General features: G+C 67.4%; 17 protein-coding genes. 8 read left to right on the plus strand and 9 right to left on the minus strand.

Going from position 1 to position 24,231, the window contains the following annotated elements; all coding sequences use genetic code 11:
- Positions 1–6: 6 nt before the first annotated feature.
- Positions 7–9,228 carry a type I polyketide synthase gene (locus N4S67_RS19225; RefSeq protein ID WP_260994572.1) on the minus strand — a complete coding sequence of 3,074 codons (9,222 nt, stop codon included), beginning with the start codon at positions 9,226–9,228 and terminating at the stop codon, positions 7–9.
- A 490-nt stretch (positions 9,229–9,718) separates the two neighbouring features.
- Entirely contained in the window at positions 9,719–10,453 is a 735-nt protein-coding gene (locus N4S67_RS19230; RefSeq protein WP_260994573.1) for a DUF1906 domain-containing protein, read from the minus strand.
- A gap of 138 nt (positions 10,454–10,591) precedes the next feature.
- On the opposite strand from N4S67_RS19230, the gene N4S67_RS19235 reads away from it, so the two are divergent.
- From N4S67_RS19235 to N4S67_RS19250, 4 genes are read left to right on the plus strand one after another with little or no spacing between them, the layout of a single operon-like run.
- Positions 10,592–11,677 (plus strand): ABC transporter ATP-binding protein, encoded by a 1,086-nt coding sequence (locus N4S67_RS19235; protein WP_260994574.1) that lies wholly within the window; start codon positions 10,592–10,594, stop codon positions 11,675–11,677.
- Between the two features lie 3 nt (positions 11,678–11,680).
- Complete coding sequence (locus tag N4S67_RS19240) at positions 11,681–12,868, plus strand: ABC transporter substrate-binding protein (protein WP_260994575.1); 1,188 nt, start codon at positions 11,681–11,683, stop codon at positions 12,866–12,868.
- Entirely contained in the window at positions 12,847–13,719 is an 873-nt protein-coding gene (locus N4S67_RS19245; RefSeq protein WP_260994576.1) for an ABC transporter permease, read from the plus strand. The genes N4S67_RS19240 and N4S67_RS19245 overlap by 22 nt, the downstream gene beginning before the upstream one ends.
- A complete protein-coding gene (locus N4S67_RS19250) occupies positions 13,719–14,519 on the plus strand; it encodes an ABC transporter permease (RefSeq protein WP_260994577.1) in 801 nt (266 codons plus the stop codon). Before N4S67_RS19245 ends, N4S67_RS19250 begins: the two co-directional genes overlap by 1 nt.
- On the opposite strand, the gene N4S67_RS19255 is transcribed toward N4S67_RS19250, so the two are convergent.
- Complete coding sequence (locus tag N4S67_RS19255) at positions 14,516–15,298, minus strand: MerR family transcriptional regulator (RefSeq protein WP_260994578.1); 783 nt, start codon at positions 15,296–15,298, stop codon at positions 14,516–14,518. The genes N4S67_RS19250 and N4S67_RS19255 overlap by 4 nt on opposite strands.
- Before the next feature lie 309 nt (positions 15,299–15,607).
- On the opposite strand from N4S67_RS19255, the gene N4S67_RS19260 reads away from it, so the two are divergent.
- Positions 15,608–16,900 (plus strand): MFS transporter, encoded by a 1,293-nt coding sequence (locus N4S67_RS19260; protein WP_260994579.1) that lies wholly within the window; start codon positions 15,608–15,610, stop codon positions 16,898–16,900.
- Here N4S67_RS19260 and N4S67_RS19265 read toward each other — a convergent pair.
- Together N4S67_RS19265 and N4S67_RS19270 are read right to left on the minus strand one after the other, a co-directional pair.
- Positions 16,897–17,316 carry a ChaB family protein gene (locus N4S67_RS19265; RefSeq protein WP_260994580.1) on the minus strand — a complete coding sequence of 140 codons (420 nt, stop codon included), beginning with the start codon at positions 17,314–17,316 and terminating at the stop codon, positions 16,897–16,899. The two genes, N4S67_RS19260 and N4S67_RS19265, sit on opposite strands and share 4 nt — an antisense overlap.
- A 211-nt stretch (positions 17,317–17,527) precedes the next feature.
- On the minus strand, positions 17,528–18,790 hold the full coding sequence (locus N4S67_RS19270) for a low temperature requirement protein A (protein WP_260994581.1): 1,263 nt from the start codon (positions 18,788–18,790) through the stop codon (positions 17,528–17,530).
- 132 nt (positions 18,791–18,922) lie between these two features.
- On the opposite strand from N4S67_RS19270, the gene N4S67_RS19275 reads away from it, so the two are divergent.
- Together N4S67_RS19275 and N4S67_RS19280 are read left to right on the plus strand one after the other, a co-directional pair.
- Positions 18,923–19,480, plus strand: coding sequence for an AfsR/SARP family transcriptional regulator (locus tag N4S67_RS19275; protein WP_260994582.1), 558 nt, complete (start codon positions 18,923–18,925; stop codon positions 19,478–19,480).
- 152 nt (positions 19,481–19,632) lie between these two features.
- Positions 19,633–20,055, plus strand: coding sequence for a PPOX class F420-dependent oxidoreductase (locus N4S67_RS19280; protein ID WP_260994583.1), 423 nt, complete (start codon positions 19,633–19,635; stop codon positions 20,053–20,055).
- Positions 20,056–20,062: 7 nt separating this feature from the next.
- Here the strand turns inward: N4S67_RS19280 and N4S67_RS19285 are convergent, their stop codons facing one another.
- Positions 20,063–21,256 carry an FAD-dependent monooxygenase gene (locus N4S67_RS19285; RefSeq protein WP_260994584.1) on the minus strand — a complete coding sequence of 398 codons (1,194 nt, stop codon included), beginning with the start codon at positions 21,254–21,256 and terminating at the stop codon, positions 20,063–20,065.
- Between the two features lie 68 nt (positions 21,257–21,324).
- Between N4S67_RS19285 and N4S67_RS19290 the strand changes: the two genes are divergently transcribed.
- Entirely contained in the window at positions 21,325–22,005 is a 681-nt protein-coding gene (locus N4S67_RS19290) for an IspD/TarI family cytidylyltransferase (RefSeq protein ID WP_390893451.1), read from the plus strand.
- Here N4S67_RS19290 and N4S67_RS19295 read toward each other — a convergent pair.
- The 3 genes from N4S67_RS19295 to N4S67_RS19305 form a co-directional block, all read right to left on the minus strand.
- Complete coding sequence (locus N4S67_RS19295) at positions 21,974–22,612, minus strand: IspD/TarI family cytidylyltransferase (protein WP_260994586.1); 639 nt, start codon at positions 22,610–22,612, stop codon at positions 21,974–21,976. The two genes, N4S67_RS19290 and N4S67_RS19295, sit on opposite strands and share 32 nt — an antisense overlap.
- Positions 22,613–22,694: 82 nt before the next feature.
- Positions 22,695–23,282: a hypothetical protein gene (locus N4S67_RS19300; protein WP_313959965.1), complete on the minus strand. Its 588-nt coding sequence runs from the start codon at positions 23,280–23,282 to the stop codon at positions 22,695–22,697.
- A gap of 20 nt (positions 23,283–23,302) precedes the next feature.
- Entirely contained in the window at positions 23,303–24,202 is a 900-nt protein-coding gene (locus N4S67_RS19305) for a hypothetical protein (protein ID WP_260994588.1), read from the minus strand.
- Positions 24,203–24,231: the final 29 nt, after the last annotated feature.

Consider the following 24,231-nt stretch of genomic DNA (forward strand, 5'->3'; position numbering starts at 1 on the left):
CGCTCATCACCGGACGTAGACGTCACCGTCACCGAGCCGCGACGCCGGGTCGAGCAGCATCTCGGCCTCCTGCCGCTTCTCCGGCGCCTCGTCGCTGAACCGGCGGTCGGCCGGCTTCTCGTACATCGGTCGTCCACCGGCGATCGCCGATGCCAGCCTGCGCTGGCCGGCGAGCACGCGCTCGCCGGCGCGCTGCTTGTACGACTCCCGCTGCTCGGGGGTCAGCGCCGCGAGGAACGCCTGCGGATGCACCAGCGCGACCATGCCGGACACGTGTCCGAAGCCGAGGCTGGTGACCAGGCCCGCCTTCAGCGGGAACTTGTCGCCCAGTCGCAGGGTGTCGCGCAGCCAGACGAAATGCGCTGCGCCGGCCAGTTCGTCGTCGACACAGTCCAGGCTCCGGTTCGGCGGAATCACGCCGTCGCGCAGCATCTGACACATCCCCATCATTTGGAAGGCCGCGGCACCACCCTTGGCGTGGCCGGTGAGGCTCTTCTGCGACACCACGAACAGCGGCGCGCCTTCGGAGCGACCCAGCGAGTCCGCGAGACGTTCGTGCAACTCGGTCTCGTTGGGATCGTTGGCCAACGTCGAGGTGTCGTGCTTGGACACCACCGCGATATCGTCGGGCCCAACGCCGAGCTTGGCCAGCGAGCGCGCCAACTGCGACTGCCTGCCGCCGCGGCCCGCACCCAGCGCACCCAGCCCAGGAGCCGGAATCGAGGTGTGCACACCGTCGCCGAAGGACGACGCGTAGGCCACCACCGCAAGCACAGGCAGACCCATCTCGACCGCGAGGTCGCCTCGGGCCAGCAGGATCGTGCCGCCGCCCTGGCTCTCGACGAAGCCGAGCCTGCGCCTGTCGTTGGCGCGGGAGAATTTCGAATCGCTGATGCCCTTGGCGCGCATCATCTCGGTGTCGGCGGTGGCCGCCATGTCACCGAAGCCGATGATCGCCTCGAGCGTCAGGTCGTCGTAGCCGCCCGCGACCACGAACTCCGCCTTGCCCAGTCGGATCTTGTCGACGCCCTCCTCGACCGACACCGCGGCCGTCGCACAGGCGGCGACCGGGTGGATCATCGAGCCGTAGCTGCCGATGTAGCTCTGAACCACATGTCCGGCGAAGACGTTCGGCAGGACCTCCTGCAGGATGTCGTTCGGCTTGTTCCGGCCGAGCAGGTTCCCGTGGTACATCGTCTGCATCGACGTCAGGCCGCCCATGCCGGTGCCCTGCGTGCTGGCCACCAGGCTCGGGTGTACCCAACGCATCAGCTCGGTGGGCGTGAAGCCCGCCGACAGGAACGCGTCGACGGTGGTGACGAGGTTCCACAGCGCCACTCGGTCGATCGACGACGCCATGTCGGGCGTGATGCCGTAAACCATCGGGTCGAAGCCGGTCGGAATCTGTGCGCCGACGGTGCGTGACAGCTTCACCTTGCGCGGCACCCGGATCTCGGTGCCCGCCTTGCGGGTTACCTGCCAGTCCGAGCTGTCGGGCACCGGCGCGATGACCGTGTGTTCGGGATCGAACTGCATGAACGCCCGCGCGTCGGCCTCCGAGGACACCACGAAGGTGAAGTCCTTGTCGAGGAACACCGACACCAGCAGCGGGGCAGCGTGATCCGGGTCGATCGCACCGTCGTCCACCCACTCACGGATGCCGACGCGATCGACGACGGCGTCGTGATACCGCTCGACGAGTTCGCCCTCGTCGACCAAGTCGCCGCTTTCGGTGTCGTACCATCCCGGCTTGGGATCGTCCTCCCATTTGACCAGGCCGGTCGTCCACGCCAGCTCCAGCACGCCGGCCGCCGACAGCTCGTTGTCGACCTCCATCTCAAAGCGGGTGCGCGACGAGCCGTACGGCCCGATCTCGGCGCCGCCGACGATGACCACCAGGTCAGCCGGATCGACATCGAGGTCGTCCCATTCAGGCGGCGGTGCTGCCTTGTAACCACGAGGCGGCGACGGCAGCGCACGGATGGTGCCGTGGTCGTCGGCCTCCTCCGTGGTCTTCTCGGCCACCATCTCCTCGCGGGCCTTCGTCGCCAGTTCGGACAGGTCGAGCTCGACCTCGGCGAGACCACCGGTGAGGTCCACCTGAAGCGGTTCACGCGCCGCGGCGACCTTGGACTCGATGTCGCACAGGTCGAGCAACATGCTCGCCATCTCGTCGGTGGTGTAGGTGGTCACGCCGGCTTCCTCGACCGCCCCGACTATGGCGTCGTTGTGGCCCATCAGCCCGGTGCCCTTGGTCCAGCCAATCAGCGCATGTGCCAGCGAAACCCGCTGCGCCCAAGACGATTCGGCCTTCCACCGGGATACCAGCGCGTCCAGCGCGGACTTCGACTCGCCGTAGGCGCCGTCACCGCCGAACATGCCCCGGTTCGGTGAGCCGGGCAACACGACGTGCAACCGTGCGGCGATGTCGCGCTCGGCCCCGATGTGCGACAGTCCGCCGATCAACCGCTGCACTGCCCACAGCAGCACCTTCATCTCCATCTCGGCGCGCGAACCGGCGTCGGACAGATCACCGCTCACCCGCGGCGCCGCGAACGGGAACAGCAGCGTCGGTGTCTGGGCGTCTTTCAGGTGAATCGACTGCGGCCCAAGGCTTTCGGTTTGCTCTGAACCGACCCAGGAGACCAGTGCGTCAATGTCGGTGTAGGACGCCATGTTGGCGGGCACCACCCACAGCTTGGCGCCGAAGCGGGCGCTGTCGCGGTAAAGCGTGCGGTAGAACGCCAGCCGATCGTCGTCGAGCTTGGACGTGGTCGCGATCACGGTCGCCCCACCGTCGAGCAGCTTGGCGACCACCGATGCGGCGATCGACCCCTTCGAAGCGCCTGTGACAACGGCGACTTCGTCGTTGTACCGGCCCGTTCCGGGGTTCTCGGCGCCCGCCGCGGCGCGGCCGTACAGCGAGGCATGGACGTTGCGGCCCGTCGCCAGCGCCTTGCCCTGCCACCAGGTGGCCTGGGTGCCGACGATGTGCCCGGCGCCCTCGAAGCGCTCGGACAAGCGCTGCCAGTCCGCGTCGATCTCGCTCTCGTCCATCAGCCACAGCTTCGCGAGGTCCTCGCGGGCGCTGGCCCAGCGGTCGTCGAACAGCACCGCCTTGCGGCCGTCGAACGCCGGTGCCACCAGACGCGGCCAGTCCGAACCCAGTTCGGCGGTGACGAGATCGATGAGCTCGGCGTCGGAGGCCTCCGGTACAACGACGGGAGTCTCGAGGCCCAGCTGGCCGAGGATCAGACGCGCGGCCGACGCGAGCACGCCGTTGCGACCCGTGACCTGCTCGGCGAACTCGCCCAGCGCGGCGGAGTCCACCACGCCTCCGCCACCTCCGGCGGCCGACGGCAGCGAGACCGAAACGCCTTGGCGCGCACCCACTGCCGAGACTGCGCCGTCGATCACCTTGTCCACGGACGCCACGTCGGCCAGCGCACCGTCGTGCAGACCTCCGAGCGCCCCACCGCGCACACTGGAGCCCTCGCGGGTGCCCAGTGCCACCTCGACGGTCACGTGCTTGACCCAGCCGTCGCCGAGCTCCCAGGTCTTCTTGACCCGCTCGGCGATGTAGGCCGGCCGCTTGCCGGACGGCCCGAGCACCGTGCGCAACTGGTCGTTGATCGCATCGGAAAGCACGGGGCCGTAAGGCTTGTAGGTGCGTGCCAGCTTGGTGACCTGACCCTTCAGCCCGGACAGGTCCGCCTCGGCCGCACCGTCGATGGCGCCGAGGTTCAGCTCGGAGCCCAGGTCGACCAGCAGCTGGTTGCGCCGCGAGGAGGCACCGTCGGTGATCGACTCGATCGAGTCCAACGGCTCGATCTGGTCGATCCGCATCTTGGCCGACAGCGCGATCAGCGCCATCGTGGCATCGGCAGCGTCGAAGGTGAGGTCGTCGGGCCGGGGACCGCCGCTCGGCGCGGCGGGCGCCGGAGCCGGCGCCGCAGCGGGAGCCGCCTCGGCCGGGGCCGCCGCGACGGCTGCAGGTGCGTCGTCCTCCTCCGCCTCCGGTTCCGGGTCGGTATCGGTGGCGAACAGCACCGCCGCGTCGCGCTCGGAGTTGAGCACCTCGGTGGTGTTGTGCGAATACTCCGGCAGCTTCAGCGTGTTCGTCGCAAGCCCGGCGACCGTCGGAGCCGATTTCACGCCGATCTCGACGAACCGCTCGATCCCGAGACCACCCGCGGCCTCCTCGATGAACAGCAGGTCCTGCGTCTCGATCCATCGCACGGGGCTGGCGAACTGCCATGCCAACAGCTCGATGACGACCTTGCGGCAGAGCTCACGCGGCTTCTCGTTCCGCCAGGTGTCGTAGTCGGCCAGGATTTCGTCCAGCGGCTCGGCGGGCACCAGATCGCGGATCTCCTGGATGAAGTCGCGGTCGAGCGTGAACGGCCGCGGCACCAGGTTCGGGATGTACTTGCCGATGATCAGGTCGGGATCCTGGTCGCGCGGCATGACCCGCTCCAGGGACCGGCGGAAATCGCCGACGCCGACACGCAGCACCGACGAGTGGAACGGCACGTCGATGCCGGGCACCAGGATGAACGACCGCTTGCCGCCGCTGATCTCGCGACGGCGCTCGACCTCTTCCTCAAGCGCTTCGAGCCCACGGACGGTGCCCGCGATCGCGTACTGCGAACCGCGCAGGTTGAAGTTGACGATCTGCAGAAACTCGCCTGTGCGCTCGGCGATCTCGTCGATGAAGTCGGTGACGTCGTCATCATCGAGGTCGATTTGCGACGGTCGGATGGCGGCCAGCCGGTAGTTGGACCGGCCCAGGTGGTCGCGCGGCACGATGTCGTGCATCTTGCTGCCCCGGTGGAACACCACTTCGAGCAGCGCCTCGAGTTCGTAAACCCCGCTGACACAGGCCAGCGCGGTGTACTCACCGACGGAGTGCCCACAGGCGATCGCACCTTCGACGAACGCCCCCTGCTCACGCATCTCGGCGACCTGCGCGGCGGCCACGGTCGCCATGGCGACCTGCGTGAACTGCGTCAAATACAACACCCCCTCGGGGTGCTGGTAGTGCACGCCGGACGCGATCAGGCTGGTCGGGTTGTCACGCACCACGTGCAGCACCGAGAAGCCCAGCGTCTCGCGGGTGAACTTGTCAGCGCTGTCCCACACCTTGCGGGCGGCCTTGGACCTGGCGCGTACCTCCATGCCCATGCCCTTGTGCTGGATGCCCTGGCCGGGGAACGCGTACACCGTCTTCGGTGCGGCCAGCTGAGCCGTCGCCGACATCACGAGGTCGCCCGCGACCTTCGCGGTGACCTCGACGATCTCGGCGCCGCGGTCGATGCCGACGCGGTCGACGCGGAAGTCGATCTCGTCGCCGGGCAACACCATTCCGAGGAACCGGGAGGTCCAGCCGACCACGCGGGCCGGCGGGGCCGGCTTGCCGTCGGTGGCGGTGACGACGTGCTGCGCAGCCGCCGACAGCCACATGCCGTGCACGATGGGCGATTTCAGCCCGGCCAGCAAAGCGGCGGCGCGGTCGGTGTGAATCGGGTTGTGGTCACCGGACACCACGGCGAAGGCGCTCATGTCGGTCGGCGCGGTGACCGTGACGTCGCGGCGACGGCGCCGCGGCGTGTCGGTCGCATTGTCAGTGATCGCCCCGCCGGCCCGCGGCGGGTCGGCGAGTTCGGCGCCGCCGTTGCGGCCGCGGATCGCGAACCGCTCCTCGAGGGTGGCCAGTACCGCCCCGTCGACGTCGGCGATCTGCACCTGCACCGGGATGACGCGGCCGTACTCCGTGTCCGTGGCCGCCGAAGCGGTTGCGGTGACGGTCAATTCGGCTGTCGTCTTCGGCATGGGCGCCAGCAGGTGGGCGGCGTGGTCCAGGTGCACCAGGCTGAGCAGGCCCTCGACGACGGGGAAGCCGTCATCGGTGAGCGCGGCACCGATGGCCGCGAAGACCGCGGGCCAGCAGTGGCCGACGAGCGCGTCGGGCACCAGTGTCAGGCCCGGCGCCAGCGGAGCGCCGAAGGTGGCGGTCACGCCGGTGTGGTCGGCGACGGTCTCCGGGTCCCATGCGACGGACACCTTCGCGGTGTTGTCGTGCACCGGCGGCAACGACTCCGGTCCGTCGACACCGGCCGCAATGGCCAGCACGGACCGCATCGCCTCCGACGCGTCCTCGACGGTGACGACCGGCATGCCGCCATCGACCGTGCAGGACGGCAGCGTGAAGCGAATCGTGATCCACACCTCGGACAACGGCACCGACAGCGTCACGACGTCACCGGAGCGCTCCAGCCGTGAACCCGTGGAAGGGTGTGTGGCGGCCCGGTTTTCGTTGACCTGCCACTCGTCGGGCGGGCCGATGCGGTGCACCGGGTTGATGGCGGTGCGACCGGCCCACAACACGTCGGGCGAATCGAGGACGACGGCGAGCGGACCGGTGATGTCGACCCTGGCCTGACGGCGCGAGACGACCGGGGTCGGCTGCGCACCGGAGGCCAGCACCTCGTCGATCGAGGCCTGCTCGAAGCGGTCGAGCAATTCGCCGACCGGCTCGTCGACCCGGGTGATGCCTGCGACGGCCTGCGTGCCGGGGATGATGCAGACCTGATCCGCGGTGTAGCGCGCGTCGTGCGCCTGCCACAGCGAGTCGCTGCGCCACCAGCGCCGGACGTCCTTGTCTATGACCGGCACGAAGTTGACCGGCTTGCCCGGCGTCTTGCACAGCGTGACGAAGAAGGGCACGTCGGCCGGGTGCAGCTTGACGGTCTCGGCGTCCGGATAGCGCTCCAGCAGCTTGGTGATGGCCTGGCCCGGATTGTCCAGCAGTGTCTGGCCTTCGGCGCTGTCGTCGAAAGCGGTCAGGATCGGGCCGGAGTCCAGCGGGTGCAGTCGCGCCTCGGCGCGCTTGAGCATGTCGGCGAAGCGGTCACGCCACGTTTCGGCCAACCAGGGACTGCCGGCCGACGCGGTGTCGGCGGTGCTGTCGCCGGCACCGATGGACAGCTCGACGTAGCGCTGCAGCCACTGCAGGTAGGTCATGTCGCCGACGTCGCCGAAGTACGGCTTGCAGGTGTCGGCCATCGCGGCGATGATCTCCTCGCGCCGCGCGGCGACGGCGTCGGCGTCGCCGGCGACCTCGTCGAGCAGCCGGCCGCACCGCGAGGCGGTGTTGTCGATCTCGTGGATGTCGGCGCCGAGCTGGCTGCGCGAAGACGCCATGCCGCCCTGGGCTTTCCCGGCGCTGATCCACTGGTCGGTGCCGGTGGTCTCGACGAGCATCTGCTTGACGGCAGGCGAGGTCGTGGCCTCCGCGGTGGCCATCGCCGCGGTCCCGACGAGGATGCCGTCGACCGGCATGGCCGGGAAGCCGTACTCCTCGGCCCAACGGCCCGACAGGTAGTCGGCGGCCCGCTCGGGCGTGCCGATCCCACCGCCGACGCAGACGGTGATGTTCGTCAGTTTGCGCAGGTCGGCGTACGTCGAAAGCAGTAGATCGTCGAGGTCTTCCCACGAGTGGTGCCCGCCCGCGCGGCCGCCCTCGATGTGCACGATCACGTCCTTGCCGGGCACCTCGGCGGCGATCTTGATGACCGACTTGATCTGCTCGACCGTGCCCGGCTTGAACACGACGTGGCTGATGCCCACACTCTTGAGCTCTTCGATCAGTTCGACGGCTTCCTCGAGCTCGGGGATTCCGGCCGACACCACCACGCCATCGATCGGCGCGCCCGACTGACGGGCCTTCTGCACCAGTCGTTTTCCGCCCACCTGCAGTTTCCACAGGTACGGATCGAGGAACAGGGTGTTGAACTGGATTGCCCGGCCCGGCTCGAGGAGCTGTGTCAGTTCGGCGATGCGGTCGTCGAAGATCTCCTCGGTGACCTGACCGCCGCCCGCCAGCTCGGCCCAGTGACCCGCATTGGCCGCCGCGGCGACGATCTTGGCGTCAACGGTCGTCGGGGTCATGCCGGCCAACAGGATCGGCGAGCGGCCGGTCAGCCTGGTGAACTTCGTCGAGAGCTTGACCTTGCCGTCGGGCAGCGTCACCGGCGTCGGCTTGTAGCTCGACCACGCGGGCGCGACCTCGGGCTCGGCGCCGACGGTGAACAGGTTGCGTTGGCCCGCGCGCGTGGCGGCGGGCACGATGCCCACGCCGAGGCCGCGGATCACCGGCGCGGTCAACCGCGTCACGGTGTCGCTCGGGCCCAGGTCGACGATCCACTTCGCGCCGGCCTGGTGCAGCCGCTCCACCTCGGACACCCAGTCGATGGGCCGCACGAAGATCGACTCCGTCATCTCGTGGGCCATCGCTGCGTCGATGCCGCACTTCTCGGCCCAGCGGTCGACCACCTCGACGCCGTCGGCCAGCCGCGGCGTGTGGAAGCCGACCTCGACCTGTACGCCGTGGAACACGGGGCTGAACACCGCGCCGCCGCGCAGCTTGTTCTTGCGCTCGGCTTCCTCCTTCTCGGTGATCTTGGCGCAGTACAGCTCGAACCGACCCAGCTGCTCCGGGGTGCCGGTGATGACGACCGAGCGTCGTCCGTTGCGGATGGACAACACCGGCGGCAGCACGGTGCGCACGTCGGTGGAGAACTCCTCGAGGAGCTCGGCGATGCGGTCGGGGTCGACGTTGGTGACCGAGACCATCGGCGACTTGTCGCCCCGGCCAACCATCCCGCGCCGCCGCGAGACCAACGAGCCGGCCGCGCCGATGAGCTGCAGGAGCGCCAACAGCTCTGCGTCCTTGACGCCCTTGGCCCGCAGCGACTCGCAGGCCATGACGCCCTGTGAGTGTCCGGCCATGGCCACCGGCGGGGTCTCGTACAGATCCAGTCCCTGACGCGTCAGCGCGCGAATGGCGGCCATCTGGGCCAGCAGGATGCCTGGGCCGGAGATCGCGGCAGTGATCAGTTGCTTGGTGGCGGGCAGCGGCTCCTCGGCGGCCAGCGCGCGGACCCACTGCATGGGCTGGAAGCCGATGGGCCGAACGACCACCAGCTCGCGCGCGACCGGCTCGAGTAACAGCTCGGCCTCACCGACGACGGCGTTGAGTTCCGACTCGATGCCCGCCGAGCTGACGAGCTCTTCGAGGTTCTCCAGCCACGCGCCGCCCTGGCCACCGAACGCCACGGCATAGGGTTCGCCGGCGTTCAGGCGATCGACGAGGGCGTGGGTACCCGCCATGTCCGAGGCCTCGGCGGTGCGGTCGCTGGACACTCGGTGCTGCTCGTTGATCGTCACGTCTTGCTATCTCCCTCGGTACCGTCTCGCGCGTTTCGCTCGTCGTCTGTCGGCTGTTCATCGGTGCTCCGTCGGCCCGTTTCCTGCGGGCCCGGCGATTCGGCGTCGAATCCAGCTGGTCCGTCGCATCGCGACCACCAGGCGGGGCACTCCAGCCGTACTAAGAGTGGCATAAGAAATGCACCCTCTTCGGGGCCTGAAATGGTTACTGATGAGTTCTACGCACGGGTAACCGCTTTCTCGATAACGCGCGGTAACGCACCCGCAGAAGCCATCCGGGACAAACGTCCTGCATGCGGGTGGTTACGGCTGAGTAAGGTAACTGCGCTGATCAAGGCAGTATTGTTATCTAATCGTTATGTGAATTTTCTCGGCTCTCCTGACCAGCGATGTCGCGACGCTGGGAGTGGACACGTGGTCCAAATGTGTCTCGTCGCCCGCACCGGTGCGGCCAAGGAGTTTGCTGTCTCTACTTACTGATCGGTAAGGTTTAATCCCACTGCCCGAATCGGGGCTTGAGGATGTGGTTGATGTCCACGCCCACACCCCCGACTGAGCGCTTGTCGATCTCGACCTGATGAAGGTGTGCGGCCGGATGGGCCACCCTGCCGGGCGACCCCCAGTTGTGCTGCCAGTAATACGAGCCCAGCCCGTCCTGCAGCGCCCACTCGATGGTCTTGGAGTTCGCATAGACGCCCACTCGCTGACGGCCCAGCACCGCTTCCCAGCCGCGCAGGAACGGCGCCACCTGCTGCTTGTACTGCTCGAACGTCGGGTCGTCGTCGATCGATGCGTAGATCGGCGCCCCGTACGAGCCGCCGGCGGCGACGTGTAGTTGCCAGCCCCGTTTCGCATGCTGGACGCCGGCGTTCTGACCGCCGAGCCAGTCCGCGGTGTCCTGCTTGCCGTATTGGTAGCAGGACACGATCTTCAGGCCGCTGTTGTAGAGGTCGCGCGCTTCGGGCAGCGCAATGGGCTTACCCAGCATCCATGCCCCACCCGGTCGCCGGTCCGAGACGTAGCGGATGGCGCCCAGTGCGCCGGACGCGCGGATGTCGGAGGCTTTGATGACGCCCGCGGCGTAGTCGAGCAGCACGCCCATCGGTGCGGCTGCGGCCTGCGCCGGAGCGACCGCCGACGCCAGGGTCTGCAGACCGGTCCCCGCGGCCAATACGGCCGGCGCCGCGAGCGCGCTCCTCAAGACGTCGCGCCGCGTTATTGACACGTGCCACAGAATACGACAGCGGCCCCAAAATTCACGGCAACGCCACTGGTAACAGTGACATCACAATTCACCCTCGAAGCACCCTCAAAGCACCCTCGAATCCCTGCGCTGTCGCCGGTTCCGTTCCTACGATTGGCCATGCCTTCCGACGCGGTCCGCGACGCCGCGCCGGTGAACAGCGCGGCGGTCGACGCGACACAGGTCGAACTCGTCGGCGTCCGCAAGGAGTTCGGCAAGACGGTCGCAATCGCGGGTGCGGACCTGACGGTGGGGGACGGCGAACTGTTCGCGCTTCTCGGCCCTTCAGGGTCCGGGAAGACCACGGTCCTGCGCCTGATCGCGGGCTTCGAGCGGCCGACCGCCGGAGTCGTCAAGCTCGGCGGCCTCGACGTCACCGGGCTGCCGGCACGCCGCCGCGACGTCAACACCGTCTTTCAGGAGTACGCGCTGTTCCCACACATGACCGTCGGGCAGAACGTCGAATACGGGTTGAAGGTGCGCGGCGTGCCGAGGACCGAACGCCGGCGCCGCACCGCCGACGCGCTGGACATGGTGCAGCTCACCGAGTACGCCCCGCGGCGGCCGTCGCGGTTGTCGGGCGGCCAGCGTCAACGCGTCGCCCTGGCACGGGCATTGGTCGGCCGGCCGCGCGTGCTGCTGCTCGACGAGCCGCTGGGGGCGCTCGATTTGAAGCTGCGCGAACGGATGCAGGTGGAGTTGAAGGCCATTCAGCGCGAGGTCGGGATCACCTTCGTCATCGTGACCCATGACCAGGACGAGGCGCTGTCGCTGTGCGACCGTCTCGCCGTCCTCAACGACGGCCGCATCGAGCAGGTCGGTCGGGCGCGCGAGGTGTACGAGAATCCGGCGAATCGGTTCGTCGCCGACTTTGTCGGGACGTCGAACGTGCTCGACGGCGCCGCCGCCGAAGAAATCCTGGGCCGCGCGGGGACGTTCGTGGTGCGCCCCGAGCGCATCGGTGTCTTCGCGCAGGGAACCGACGCGGTGTCCGGCGTGCGGGCCGTCGAGGCGACCGTGTCCGAGGTCATCTATGCCGGCGCCACCACCCGCATCACCGCCAGGACCACTCGCGGCGTCAATCTCACCGCGACCGTCCTCACCGCCAGCAGCAAGTGGCTGCCGCCGGATCTCCATCACGGAAGCGCCATCACCCTGGCATGGCCCGACAAAGCCGTGTATGCCCTCTCGTCCAACGAGGAGTGATCGATGCCCTTACTCGCAGTGCGCAGCGCTCTTGCGGTCACCGCGTGCGCCGCCCTGGCAGTCGCCTGTTCGGGCTCCCAACCCGGCGACAGCGGTGAGACGCCGCCGCACATGGAGCCGCTCACCGCCGTGGGCGACGGCGAGGGCCGGTTGAACCTCGTCGCGTGGGCCGGATATGTGGAGGACGGCTCGAACGACGACAGCGCCGACTGGGTGACCCCGTTCGAGCAGCGAACCGGCTGCCAGGTCAACGTCAAGATCGGCAACACCTCCGACGAGATGGTGCAGCTAATGAGATCCGGTCAGTACGACGGCGTCTCGGCCTCCGGCGACGCCACGCTGCGGATGATCTACGCCGGCGACGTCGCGCCTGTCAACACCGATCTGGTGCCCAACTACGAGACGATCTCGTCGTTCCTGAAGAACAAGTCGTGGAACTCCGTCGACGGCCAAATGTACGGCATCCCGCACGGCTGGGGCGCCAATCTGCTGATGTACAACATCGAAGTCGTCCGCGATGCGCCTAATTCGTGGGCGGCGGTGTTCGACGACGCGGACAGGTACAAGGGCAAGGTCACCGCCTACGACTCCCCCATCTACATCGCCGACGCCGCGCTGTATCTGTCCAAGACCAAACCCGATCTCGGCATCTCCGACCCGTACTCGCTGCGACCCGAACAACTCGACGCCGCTGTCGAACTACTCGAGAAGCAACGCGAGAACATCGGCGAGTACTGGTCGGACTACACCAAGGAAGTGCAGGCGTTCGAATCCGGCACCTCGGTCATCGGCACCACGTGGCAGGTGATCGCCAACGCCATCGGCGCCGACAACAAGGTGCAGGTGAATACTGTTCTGCCCAAGGAGGGTTCGACGGGATGGTCGGACTCTTGGATGATCGCGTCGAAGGCCGCGCATCCGAACTGCATGTACAAGTGGATGGACTGGATCTCCTCGCCTGAGATCAACGCCCAGGTCGCGGAATACTTCGGTGAGGCGCCCGCGCAGACCAAGGCGTGCGAGTTCACCAGCCAGCCGGATTTCTGCGACATCTATCACGCGACCGACGAGGAGTTCGCCGCCAAGATCCGCTACTGGACCACTCCCCAGACGCAGTGCGTCGACGGCAGCGGCGACGATTGCACGGCCTACAGCGAGTGGGTCGACAGGTGGCAGCAGATCAAGGGCTGACGTCGTCACGCGCGACGTTGCCTCCGTCCCTGGCCCGCCGGATCGGCCTGGGGCTGCTGCTGGTGCCGCCACTGGCGTGGCTGACCGTTGCCTATCTGGGTTCGCTCGGGGTGCTGTTGGTTTCGTCGTTCTGGACGACGAACGCGTTCACCGGCGCCGTGGTGCACACCTTCACCACCGACAACGTGATACGTGTACTGACCGACGCGGTGTTCCGGACCGCGACGCTGCGGACGGTCTCGGTGGCCCTGGCGGTCACCGCATTATGCGCCGTACTCGCGGTGCCGTTGGCGTTCTTCATGGCCAAGGTGGCCTCGCCTCGCCTGCGACTGGCACTGGTGGTCGCGGTGACCACCCCACTGTGGGCGAGCTATCTCGTCAAGGCCTATGCGTGGCGGATCGCGCTCTCACCCGAGGGGCCGATGGCCTGGGCGACGGGCTACAGCCCCGGCTACGGTCTGACAGCGACCATCGTGACACTGACCTATCTGTGGCTGCCGTACATGGTGCTACCGGTGTTCGCCGCGTTTTGGCGGGTTCCGGACTCGCTGCTGGACGCGAGCGCCGACCTCGGCGCCTCTGACCTCTCGACGTTGCGAATGGTGGTGGCGCCGTTGATTCTTCCCGGGCTGGCCGCGGGGTCGCTATTCACCTTCTCACTGTCGTTGGGCGACTACATCGCGGTGACGATCGTTGGCGGCAAGACACAGATGCTCGGCAACATAATCTACGGTCAGCTCGTCACTGCGAACAACCAGCCGTTGGCCGCCGCGCTGTCGCTCATTCCCCTCGTGGCCATCGTGATTTACCTGCTGGCGGTGCGGCGTACCGGTGCGTTGGAGAACATCTGATGTGCGCCAACGGTGTTCGCCGCGCCGCAGGTGCGTGGACAGTGGCGGTGTTGCTGTTCCTGTACGCCCCACTGCTGCTGGTCGTCGTCAACGCGTTCAATGCGTCACGCACGTTTGCGTTCCCGCCCACCGGATTGACGCTGCGGTGGTGGGCCGATGCGCTGCGCAGCGAGGGCATGTGGCAGTCGCTGGCGAACTCGGCGCTGGTCGGTCTGGCGGCGACGCTAATCGCGCTGGTACTGGGCTCCATGGCCGCATTCGCCGCCGCCCGCTACGACTTCTTCGGCAAACAAGTGGTGAATCTGCTTGTGGTGCTGCCGATCACCCTTCCCGGCATCGTCACCGGCATTGCGCTGAATGCGACGTTCACCTCGGCGCTGGGCGTCACGCTCGGGTTGGCCACCGTCATCGTCGGGCACGCGACGTTCTGCATCGTCATCGTCTTCAACAACACCCAGGCCAGACTGCGTCGGCTGGGCGGCGACCTGGAGGACGCCTCCGAAGACCTCGGCGCCTCACGCTGGCAGACCTTCCGCTACGTCACGTTCCCGATGATGCGCGGGGCGCTGGTGGCCGGCGCGGTGCTGGCCTTCGCACTGTCCTTCGACGAGATCGTCGTGACGACGTTCACCGCGGGCCCGACGGTGCAGACGTTGCCGATCTGGATCTTCGGCAACCTTTTCCGGCCCAATCAGGCACCCGTCATCAACGTGGTCGCCGCGGCGCTGACCATCGCGGCGATCGTCCCGGTGTGGCTGGCCCAGCGTCTCGGCGGTGACCCGCCGACGGCCCGCGGTTAGCGCGCCACGTCGTTTTTCGGTTCGAGCTGCCGGCTGACCAGCACGTCCGCCGTGTACTCCGACAGCGCGGTGACCATCTGCTCCTGTAGCGACTTGTCCAACCGGTCCCGCACGACGCGCCTGCCGAGGTCGCGGTAGTCCTGCACGATTCCGGTCAGCTCGTCCATCTCGTCGGGCCGGGGAACGTAGTTGGGCCCGAACCGCGCGGTCACACTCTGTGTCAGCGCGTGCACGAACGCGCTCGCCACGTTGTCGACGGCGGCGCGCGTGCCTTCGAAGATCCGCAGGAGCGCGCGCACGTACAGCATGTGGCTGCCGGCCCGCGCCACGATCTCGGCCATCGTCGGGTCGACCAGCACGACGGCATTGTCGATGACCTCGGCCAGCTCGTAGGAGATCAGCGTCCGCGCTTCGTCGCTGTCGGGGCTGATGTCGAGCCCACGTCCCCCGGCAGGTGGCGCGGGCGACGAACCGTTCTTCGCGACTTCGACGCCCGTGCCGCCCTGCGGTCCCAGCACGGCACGCTGAATGCCCAGGATGTCGGCCAGGTCGGCGCCCTGGCGCATGCTGGTGAAGAACTCGGCTATGTGCGCTGAGTTGAACCCCCTGCGCAGCAGCTGGTTGATGGTCCGCAGCTGCGACAGGTGATAGTCGTCGTAGTACGCCGACCGGCCCACCCGCCGCGGTGGGTCCAGCAGCCCTCGCTCGCGGTAGGCGCGGATATTGCGGGCGCTCACGCCCGAGACACGCGCAAGATCGTCAAGCCGGTACTCAGCCACCGCAACGCTCCCTAGGCGGGCATGGGGTGCACGTCCACTTTGCACCGCAGCCAAGCCCGTCGCATACGAGCGAATTCTTGTGCCTCATGGCGCGCCCTCGGATTTCACCAGTTATATGTACATCGATCTGCAATTTTAAACAATAGTATGTTTCTTACCTCACGTTAGCATGCGTTTACAGCCAACTTGTTTGACCCGCACATCAAGAAGGTGGTGAGTGAGTTCACCAGGCCGGAATTAGCGTCTGGCCGACGAGATGCGTGAAGATGAACTGACAGACATTAAGACAAACTCGGCGAGAGGTTCGGTGTGCGTCCCTGGATCGTGTGGGCAACGGGACTGCTCGCCTACATCGTCGCGGTGCTCGACCGCACCACGCTCGGAGTGTCGGGATTGGACGCGTCGCAGCGGTTCGGCGCGAGTCCCGGCGTGCTGTCGACCTTCGTCGTCCTTCAGGTCATCGTCTACGCCGGTGCACAGGTGCCCGCGGGCCTGCTTCTCGACCGGTTCGGCTCGAAGGCGCTGATCCTTACCGGTGCGGGCCTGATGGCGGCGGGACAGTTCGCCCTGGCCTTCACCGAGTCGCTGCCCGCCGCCATCGCCGCAAGGGCTGTGCTCGGCCTCGGCGACGCGGTGACGTTCATCTCCGTTCTGCGGTTGGTGCCGCAATGGTTCGACGCCCGCCGGGTTCCGCTCGTGACGCAGCTGACCGGCATCTGCGGTCAACTCGGTCAGGTGCTGTCGGCGGTCCCGTTCTTCGCGCTACTCGCCGGAGCGGGATGGACGACGGCCTACGTGGCGGTCGCCGCGCTGGGCGTGGTGTCCATGGTCCTCACGCTGGCTTTGGTCAAGGACACCCCGAATGGGCGCGTCGTGGCGACGGATTCGACGTCGGTGCACGAGGTGCTCAGCAGCGTGAAGACCGTCTGGCTGCGGCCGGGAACACGACTGGGATTCTTCACCCACATGGGCACGCAGTTCTCCGTCACGGTGTTCGCGTTGATGTGGGGCGTCCCGTACCTCACGGCGGCCCAGGGCCTGTCGACAGCCGTCGCGGGAACGCTGCTGTCCCTTTCGGTCGTCACCGCCATCTCGGCGGGCGTCGTCATCGGCATCTTCACCGGCCGCCACCCGCATCGCCGGTCGCGCCTGGTGTTGGCGATCATCGCTAGCAACGCCATTGCCTGGACCGTGGTGCTGGCATTGCCGGGCCGGTCGCCTCTGTGGCTGCTGGTACTGCTCGTCATCGTGATCTCGGTCGGCGGACCGGGGTCGATGGTCGGATTCGACTTCGCGCGCACCTTCAATCCCAGCGCCACGCTCGGCACGGCACAGGGCATGGTGAACATGGGTGGGTTCGTTGCGTCCCTGCTGGTCATGCAGGCGATGGGCGTCATACTCGACGCAGCGGGTGACCTGTCAACCGAGTCGTTCCGGCTGGCGTGGACGGTGCAGTACGCGGTGTGGGCGCTTGCCACCGCCGGGATTCTGATCACCCGGCAGAAGGCGCGGCGGGCCATGCGCGCCGCGGTTGGCTCACAACCCGCAGGGGGTGACCGGATGCTGTTGGAGGCCTTCGAGACCCGGTACGCGGGTCGCTAGCGGTTGCGCGCCGACTCCCGGCGATTGGCCTTCTTGATCGCCGTCACCAGGTCGTCCTTGCTCATGGTCGTCCGCCCTCGGATGTCGAGCCGGCGAGCGATCTCGAGCAGGTGCTTCTTCGTCGCATTGGCGTTGACGCCTTCGGCCGACTCGCCTTTGGCATTGGGCCCGCCGCTCCCGGCTCGCTGATCCGAAGGACCCTTCTCCGACTTGGCTTCCCAGTGGTCGCCGACCTTCTCGTAGCTGTGCTTCAACGCGCTGTAGGCGGTGCGGTGAGCCCGTTCCCCTTCGCCGTACTCGTCGGCGGCCGCGTCGTGAGCCTTGGCGAAAGTGCGCTGTGCCTTGGCGTCTGACTTCTGCAGTGTGCTCGGCAGCTCACTCTTCTTGGCGTTGCCGCTGTTCGTCGTCTTCGGCATCGCCGCTCCTTCCAGGCCACTTAAAGTGGAAGCCGCCGAGGCGATCACGAGATCCGCAGCACGCAGAGCGTGAACCGAGGCCGCTTTTTGACCGTACGGAACGGGGTTGCTCGCAGGTGCGAGGGAGGGTACTGCGTTCCCTTACTCGATCGCCTCGAACGGCTCACTAAGTCGTACCCGAGACGCGAGCCGCTGAAACCGCGTGGGGTGACTAGCCCTGCTTGTTCACGCGCGCAACCGCGTCGGCCGCGCGCCGATGGCCCACCAGTTCATAACCGATCACCGTCACCATGGGCGCCAAGGTCACGACCAACAGGCAGTTCGCCATCGAGAACCCGGCGTTGGCCAGGAGCACCGCGACCACCAGCACCACCGCGGTCACCGCGATCAACATCAGATGGAACCTCTCGACGCGTCGCACGATCGCGGTGTAGAGGACATAGAGGGAGACGATGTAGATCCCGACCGGTACGGCTACCGACAACACCGTCCCGACCGAGCCGAGCTTCGAGTGGTGCTCGATGTAGTACGCCGCGGTGTGCAGCCCCGCTCCCGTCGCAACGATCGCGCCGAACATCACGATGGGCAGATACCCGAACCAGAATGAGCGTTCGCGGTGGGCATGCAGCAGCTCGGCCTGTGGCACCACGAAGTACGACCACCACATTCCGAAAGTCAGCCCCACCCCCGCCACCACGACGAACACCGCGTCGGAAGTCCAACCTTGCGCCGACACGACCGCCGACAGGGAGGCGACCGTGCCGACCACGCCCTCGCCGAGCGCGATGATGGCCAACAGCCCATAGCGTTCGGCGATGTGGTGCGCGTGCCACGGCGTGCGGATCTTCCGTTCGGCCAGGACGGGCCCCAGCGTCTCGACCCCGATCAGCAGCACGATCACCGCGACCGTCACCGGGACCGAGGTGTCGAGAACGAGGGCGGCGACCCAGCCCACCTGTGCGATGGTGACCCACATCGCGTAGGTCAGACAGGCCGGACGGTGTTCTGGGTCCTGTTTGGCCGCGCGCAACCACTGCCCCACTAGAGCGATGCGCATCACCACGTAGCCGGCGACCAGGACCCTGTTGTCGACGTGATCGCCGTGCTCGATCGACGCGTACATCGGCGGGAAGCCCAGTGCCATCACGATGACGCCGACCATCTGCAGCATCGTCATCAACCGATAGATCCAGTCGTCGGTGTCGTAGGCCGACGCGAACCAGCTGAAGTTGATCCATGCCCAGCACACCGAGAACGTTGCGATCGAGAAGGCGATCAAGCCGGCGCCGACGTGCTCCTCGGCCAGCATGTGCGCGAACTCGTTCGCCGAGATGCCGAACGCGATGACGAAGGTGAGGTCGAAGAGCAACTCCAGCGGCGTGGCCGCCCGGTGCTCCTCGTGCGGGTCGCGTCCTGTCATCCGACGGATCCCACGCCGACTGGTGGTCGACGGCCGGTCGTGCGCCTCAGTCATTGCAACATGTCCTTTCCCCGCTACATCGAACCTCATGGCCGCGGCGGTGGGCGCGATGGATGTGGGTGGTCCCCGAGAAAGGAGTAGTGCACTACGCATGCCTGCGGTCGGGCGAAGCCAGACGATCGATGAGTGCAACAGTTCAACGTGCAACTACTCGGCGAATTCGCAGTTCATGACGGTGATCGGCCGGTCGAGTTACCACCGGCCTGCCAACGACTCGTCGCACTTCTAGCACTCAAACGCCGTCCCGTCCATCGCCTGTGGGTCTGTGCCACGCTGTGGCCGCACGCCCAGACGCGACGGGCAGTGGCGAGCCTGCGCTCGGCGATGTGGCGGCTGCGACCGGCAGGCGCCGAGCCGCTGCTGCTGATCGACCCGCAGTATTTGCAACTGTCACCGGATGTCGCGGTCGACTGGCACGACGCCGTCGACGGCATCGAACGGCTGCTCCGCGGCGACCTGGATCCCGACCTGGTCGCCGAGCTGCTTCCGCTGCTGGGGGCCGGAGAACTGTTGGACAAGTGGGTTGAGAGCTGGGTCGCCCAGGAGCGCACGCGCTACCACGACATGCGATCGCGCGCGTTCGAGGCGCTCGGTCACGGCGCCGACAAACAAGTCGTCCACTCGGTGTGCGGTCCCCTCCGCCGCAGCCATCCCGACCGCGCAGCCCAGCCGAGACGGCCGTGAACGCGTTGACGATGGTCTGCGCCGCTGCCGGAATCACGCTGCTTGCGATCGGGCTGCACCACCTGCAGGCCCACCTCGAGCAGTGGGACTACAACCGGCACGCGGAGGACTGACGGTCGACGGCTCGGGCCGGCGCGTCCTACCGTGGCCGGATGGACCACTTGACCGATGACGTCATCGACTTCCTGTCCGAAGGCACCCGCACCGGCATGCTCGGCTACGTCGCGTCCGACGGCAGGCCGCTGGTGGCGCCCGTCTGGTTCGTCGTCGACGATGACGAACTGGCGTTCAACACCGGAAAGTACACTGCGAAAGGCCGTGCCCTGGCTCGTGATTCACGGGTTGTGCTGTGCGTCGACGAATCGCGGCCGCCGTACTCGTTCGTTCAGGTGCAGGGCGTCGCGTCGATAAGCGAGGATCCCTGCGACCTTCTCGACATCGCGACCCGCACCGGCGCCCGGTACATGGGCGCGGAGCGGGCCGAGGAGTTTGGAAGACGAAACGGCGTGCCCGGCGAACTTGTGGTCCGCATCAGGCCGACCAAGGTGATCGCGACGTTCGACGTCGCGACCTGACGCCCCGTCAATCCGGCAGGATCACTGCGCGCGAGGCGCGTTCGACCCGCCCGCCGAAGCCAAGTCCCAGTCGCGCCAGCACCGGCAGCATTCGAACCGCCTGGTTTCGTGCCAGAATAGCGGTCCGCGAAGCGGGCAGTAGGGCTGTCAACCCGCCGGTCGCCAAGTCCTGGTTCTGTGTGACGGTTTGTCGAAAACCGCTCTCCCACAACGCCAATGCCTCCACTGGGTCTGCCGTGTTCGAGAGATGGTGCGCAAGCAGATAGGCGCCGATCAAGGCCAGCGAGGTACCTTGTCCGGACATCGGCGACGGCCCGAACCCAGCGTCGCCGAGCAAGCCGACCCGCCCCTTCGACCAGTACGGCATCTTCACCTGACTCATCTCGTCGAAGTAGAAGTCGTGGGCGTGGGGCAGAGCATCGATGAGACGTGCTGTCTCCCAGCCCATTCCGTCGAAGCGCTCCCGCAGAAGCGCCCACTGCATTCCCGGATCGCCGAAGTCGATGTCGAGAGGCCGGCTGCGGAACAGCAGAACCGCCTTCGCCCGCTCGTTGCCGCGCACCGTGAACATCGCAGCGCCGCGGCCGGGCTCGTTGTACAGCACCGCCTGGTCGGCCAGCCCGAGGGCGTTGTCGAGCGTGTAGATGGACAGGTATGCACCGAGGTGGGTGGTGAACCGGTCTTCGGGCCCGAAAGTCAGCTCGCGAACGCTTGAGTGATGCCCGTCGGCACCGATGACCACGTCGACTTCGCGCGGGGAGCCGTGCTCGAACTCGACGGCCACGCCGCCGTTCTCGTGTGGCGCGATGGCGCACAGCCAGTCGCCGAAGACCACCTCGACGTCCTCGGCGATCGCGTCGAACAGGATGCGCACCAAATCGTCACGCATGATCTCGACGTCGTGATCGCCACGCGTCTCATGCGAGGGACGCAGTCGTATGTCGTAGGTGCGACGCCCGTCGGGGCGCACGACCGACAGCGTGTCGATCTGCGTCCGCGCGTCGCGCACGGCGGACACGAGACCCATCCGGCGGACTACCTCGAGCGCGGTGCCGCGGATGTCGACGGCATGCCCGCCGACCCGCAGTTGCGGCATCCGCTCGACCAGAATCGGACGGTGCCCACGCCGGTGCAGCCAGTACGCCAGCGCCGGACCGGCGACACCGACGCCCGAAATGAGAATCGTCAGGGGGCGTCGCACAATGCCAAGATACGAGGGTGAGCACACCCGTGGAGCCCTACGCCGTCGGGGTGGTGCTGGCCGCGGGTATGGGCACCCGGGTCGGCGCCGACGGCAACAAGGCGTACCTGCAGGTTGCGGGGCTCTCGATGGTGTCGTGGTCGCTGGACACGCTGGACCGATGCGCCGACGTGGCGCGCGTGGTCCTGGTGTTCCGGCGCGGCGAACGCGAGCTGGCCGAGACCACGGTGAGGCGGGAGTTGCCCGCCGCCGCTGTGGAATTCGTCGAGGGCGGCGACAGCAGACACGCCTCGGAGAACAACGTGCTGCGCTATCTGGCCGCTGACATCGATTCCGGCGCCGTCGATGCCGTCCTGATCCACGACGCCGCACGACCGGTCGCCGAATTGGACATGTTCGCCACCGCGCTCGCGGTCGCCCGCGAATTCGGCGGCGCGATCCCCGCGCTGGCCGTCCCGGACGTCGTCTGGGCGACGGGCGCCGAAATCGCCGCCATGTCTGGCGCCGGTGCGCCGGTGCGGGTACAGACACCGCAGGCGTTTCAGGCCGGCCCACTGCTGCACGCGTATCGGGCGGCGGATCGAGACGGCTTCGAGGGCACCGACACATCGTCGTGCGTCGAGGCCTACACCGACGTCGAGGTGCGCACTTTCCCCGGCGAACCGCGCAACCTCAAGGTCACCTACGCCCGCGACATCGCCGTGGCCGAACGCCTTCTCATCGACCGTGCCCAGCGCCCCCGGCGATGATCGCCTCGACGAACTGCGCGTCCCGGGGAAGGTCGGCGCACAACGCCTCGGCATCCCCCTCGACCGCGGTGAGCGGAACGCCGGCGCGGAGCGTCTCGTCGAGTTCGTCGAACTCATCGGACGCACGCTGCGCAAGTAGCTGAGTGAGGATGTCGACGGCGAAGCCGCGCGGATACTGCACCGCGCGTAGGGTCGCCCGATCGAGTGTGCCGCGCACGGTGCCGCGCGCGTCGACGACCTTGACGCTGTCGGTCAGCGGCAGGACGGGCAACACGACGGCGGCCGACCCGAGGGCCGCGATCACCCGGGCGCACAGTTCGACGGGCGTCAGCGGTTGCCGGACGTCGCAGAGCAGCACGCTGTGGGCCGGAACAACGTCGCCGGCAACGAGTTTCAGCGCCGCAGCCACGCACTCCGCCCGCGACCCGGACTCCGCGGCGACCGCGATGCGCACCTCAGGCAGCTGATGGCCGGCAAGGAACTCGCGTACGTCGTCGGCGAGCGGCGCGGCCACCGCGACGACGATGCGGCTCTGCTCGATTGCAGCGTCGAGCAGTGTGTCGATCAATCGCACCAAGGGTGGCAGACCCGCTAGCGGGGCGAACACGGCCGCTCTGTTGTCCGCCACCGAGAGCGGGAGCGACACGATGGCCGAGACAGCTTGGTCGCGCCGGTTGTGCACCGCCGACCTACACGGGGTCGAACGCCGAAATCAGCCAGCGGTCGTCGCTCTTGGTCAAGGCCACCTTCACGCTGCTGGCCGCGAAGGCGCCGTCCGGGTTCTCCTTGCTGGTGGTCGTCTGGTTGATGAACAACAGCACCACGGCCGACTCGGGCTTGATCTCCGCCAGCGCCGCCTGGGCGATGGACGCCTCGGTCTTGACCTGCTTCTCCTTGGCGGCTGGGGTGACGATCTGCTCGGTGAATTGTGTGTAGTACGTAAGGAATTCGCCGGTCAACCGTTCCTTCGCTGCCGCGAAGTCCTGGTCGAGGCTCTCCGGTGAGTACGACAGCAACGCGACCGCGCCGGACGAAGCCGCGTCGATCGCGACCCTCTGGGCGTCGGCATTGGTCTGCTGGTCCGGCCGGTACTGATTGAAGTACATCCAAGCCGCCACGCCTGCGGAGGCGAGCAATGCGACCGCGAGCACCACGGGTAGCGCCCACTTGCGCACGCCGCCGCGCTTCTTGGCGACGGGTTCGGTCGCGGTCACCTCGTCGTGGGCTTCGGTATCTTCGGCATCGAGCTCGATGGCCGACGATTCCGCCTCGGCCATGTCTGCCTTGTCGTCAGCGGTCACGGTACGAACTCAACTTTCGACATCTTGATCCGGTCGCCGTCGCGGTCCAAATCGACGAGTAGACGCCACGATCGTGGCTCCCTGTTGGCCCCTGCACTGTTGGTGACGTGTGAAGTCGCCGAAACCAGTACCTGCGCCGTGTCGTCGTTCATGGTCTTGACTGCGGCGATGTTGACGTTCGCCTCGGTGATGACCTTCGACTGGCGCGCCACTTCGGCGAAATCGCCTGCCTGACGCTCGAATTCATCCCGGAACTGTCCGGTCGTGTTGTCGATGATCCGCTGCACGTCTTCCTGCGCGTTGTTGAAGTCCAGCGACATCAGCGTGACAACGCCCTGGCGGGCCGCTGCGGAGTACTCCGCCATCAGACGCTGTTCCTCGAGCTGGTTCTTGTGATCCAGGTACATCAGCACGCTGGCCACCACACTCAGCACGATCAAGGCGACGGTGCACAGGACGGCCAGTACGGCCGCAAGGGTCTTCCACCTGATGCGCGGGCGCCGCCTCCGGCGCGCCTTCCCGGCCACGCCGTCAGTGCTGTCGCCGGCATCACCTTCTGCTGCGACGTCCGCCGCAACTTCGGGGTCGGTCGACGTTGCCGTCTCGGGCTCTTCGGCGGTGGTGGCCTCGTTCTCGGTGTCGGTCGCGCTCTCGGCGGCCACCTCGGACGCCGGTTCGGCCGGTTCGGACGCCGCGGCGGCCTCTCGGCGCAGTCTGATCGCGCGGGCCTTGGCACGCGCCGCGGCGGCGACCGCTTCCGCCTCGGCAGCCTCGGCCTCCGCCTCTTCGGCGAGCGCCAGGGCGTCGCTTGCGTCGGCGGGCGCGTCAGGCTTCTTCGGCGTCTTGTCGACGTGGTCGGCGTCGATCACCGATGCGCGGCGCCTGAATGACGGCACGGCGACCTCCTCCCTGGATTGGTCCGTTA

Source organism: Mycobacterium deserti, assembly GCF_025345615.1.
GTDB lineage: Bacteria > Actinomycetota > Actinomycetes > Mycobacteriales > Mycobacteriaceae > Mycobacterium > Mycobacterium deserti.

Excerpts from the sequence above, each read along its gene's own strand:
- N4S67_RS19290 (WP_390893451.1), top strand. The coding sequence starts at position 21,325 with ATGGGCACCCGGGTCGGCGCCGACGGCAACAAGGCGTACCTGCAGGTT.
- N4S67_RS19250 (WP_260994577.1), top strand. The coding sequence starts at position 13,719 with ATGTGCGCCAACGGTGTTCGCCGCGCCGCAGGTGCGTGGACAGTGGCG.
- N4S67_RS19235 (WP_260994574.1), top strand. The coding sequence starts at position 10,592 with ATGCCTTCCGACGCGGTCCGCGACGCCGCGCCGGTGAACAGCGCGGCG.
- N4S67_RS19270 (WP_260994581.1), bottom strand. The coding sequence starts at position 18,790 with ATGACTGAGGCGCACGACCGGCCGTCGACCACCAGTCGGCGTGGGATC.
- N4S67_RS19265 (WP_260994580.1), bottom strand. The coding sequence starts at position 17,316 with ATGCCGAAGACGACGAACAGCGGCAACGCCAAGAAGAGTGAGCTGCCG.
- N4S67_RS19240 (WP_260994575.1), top strand. The coding sequence starts at position 11,681 with ATGCCCTTACTCGCAGTGCGCAGCGCTCTTGCGGTCACCGCGTGCGCC.
- N4S67_RS19280 (WP_260994583.1), top strand. The coding sequence starts at position 19,633 with ATGGACCACTTGACCGATGACGTCATCGACTTCCTGTCCGAAGGCACC.
- N4S67_RS19300 (WP_313959965.1), bottom strand. The coding sequence starts at position 23,282 with ATGGCCGAGGCGGAATCGTCGGCCATCGAGCTCGATGCCGAAGATACC.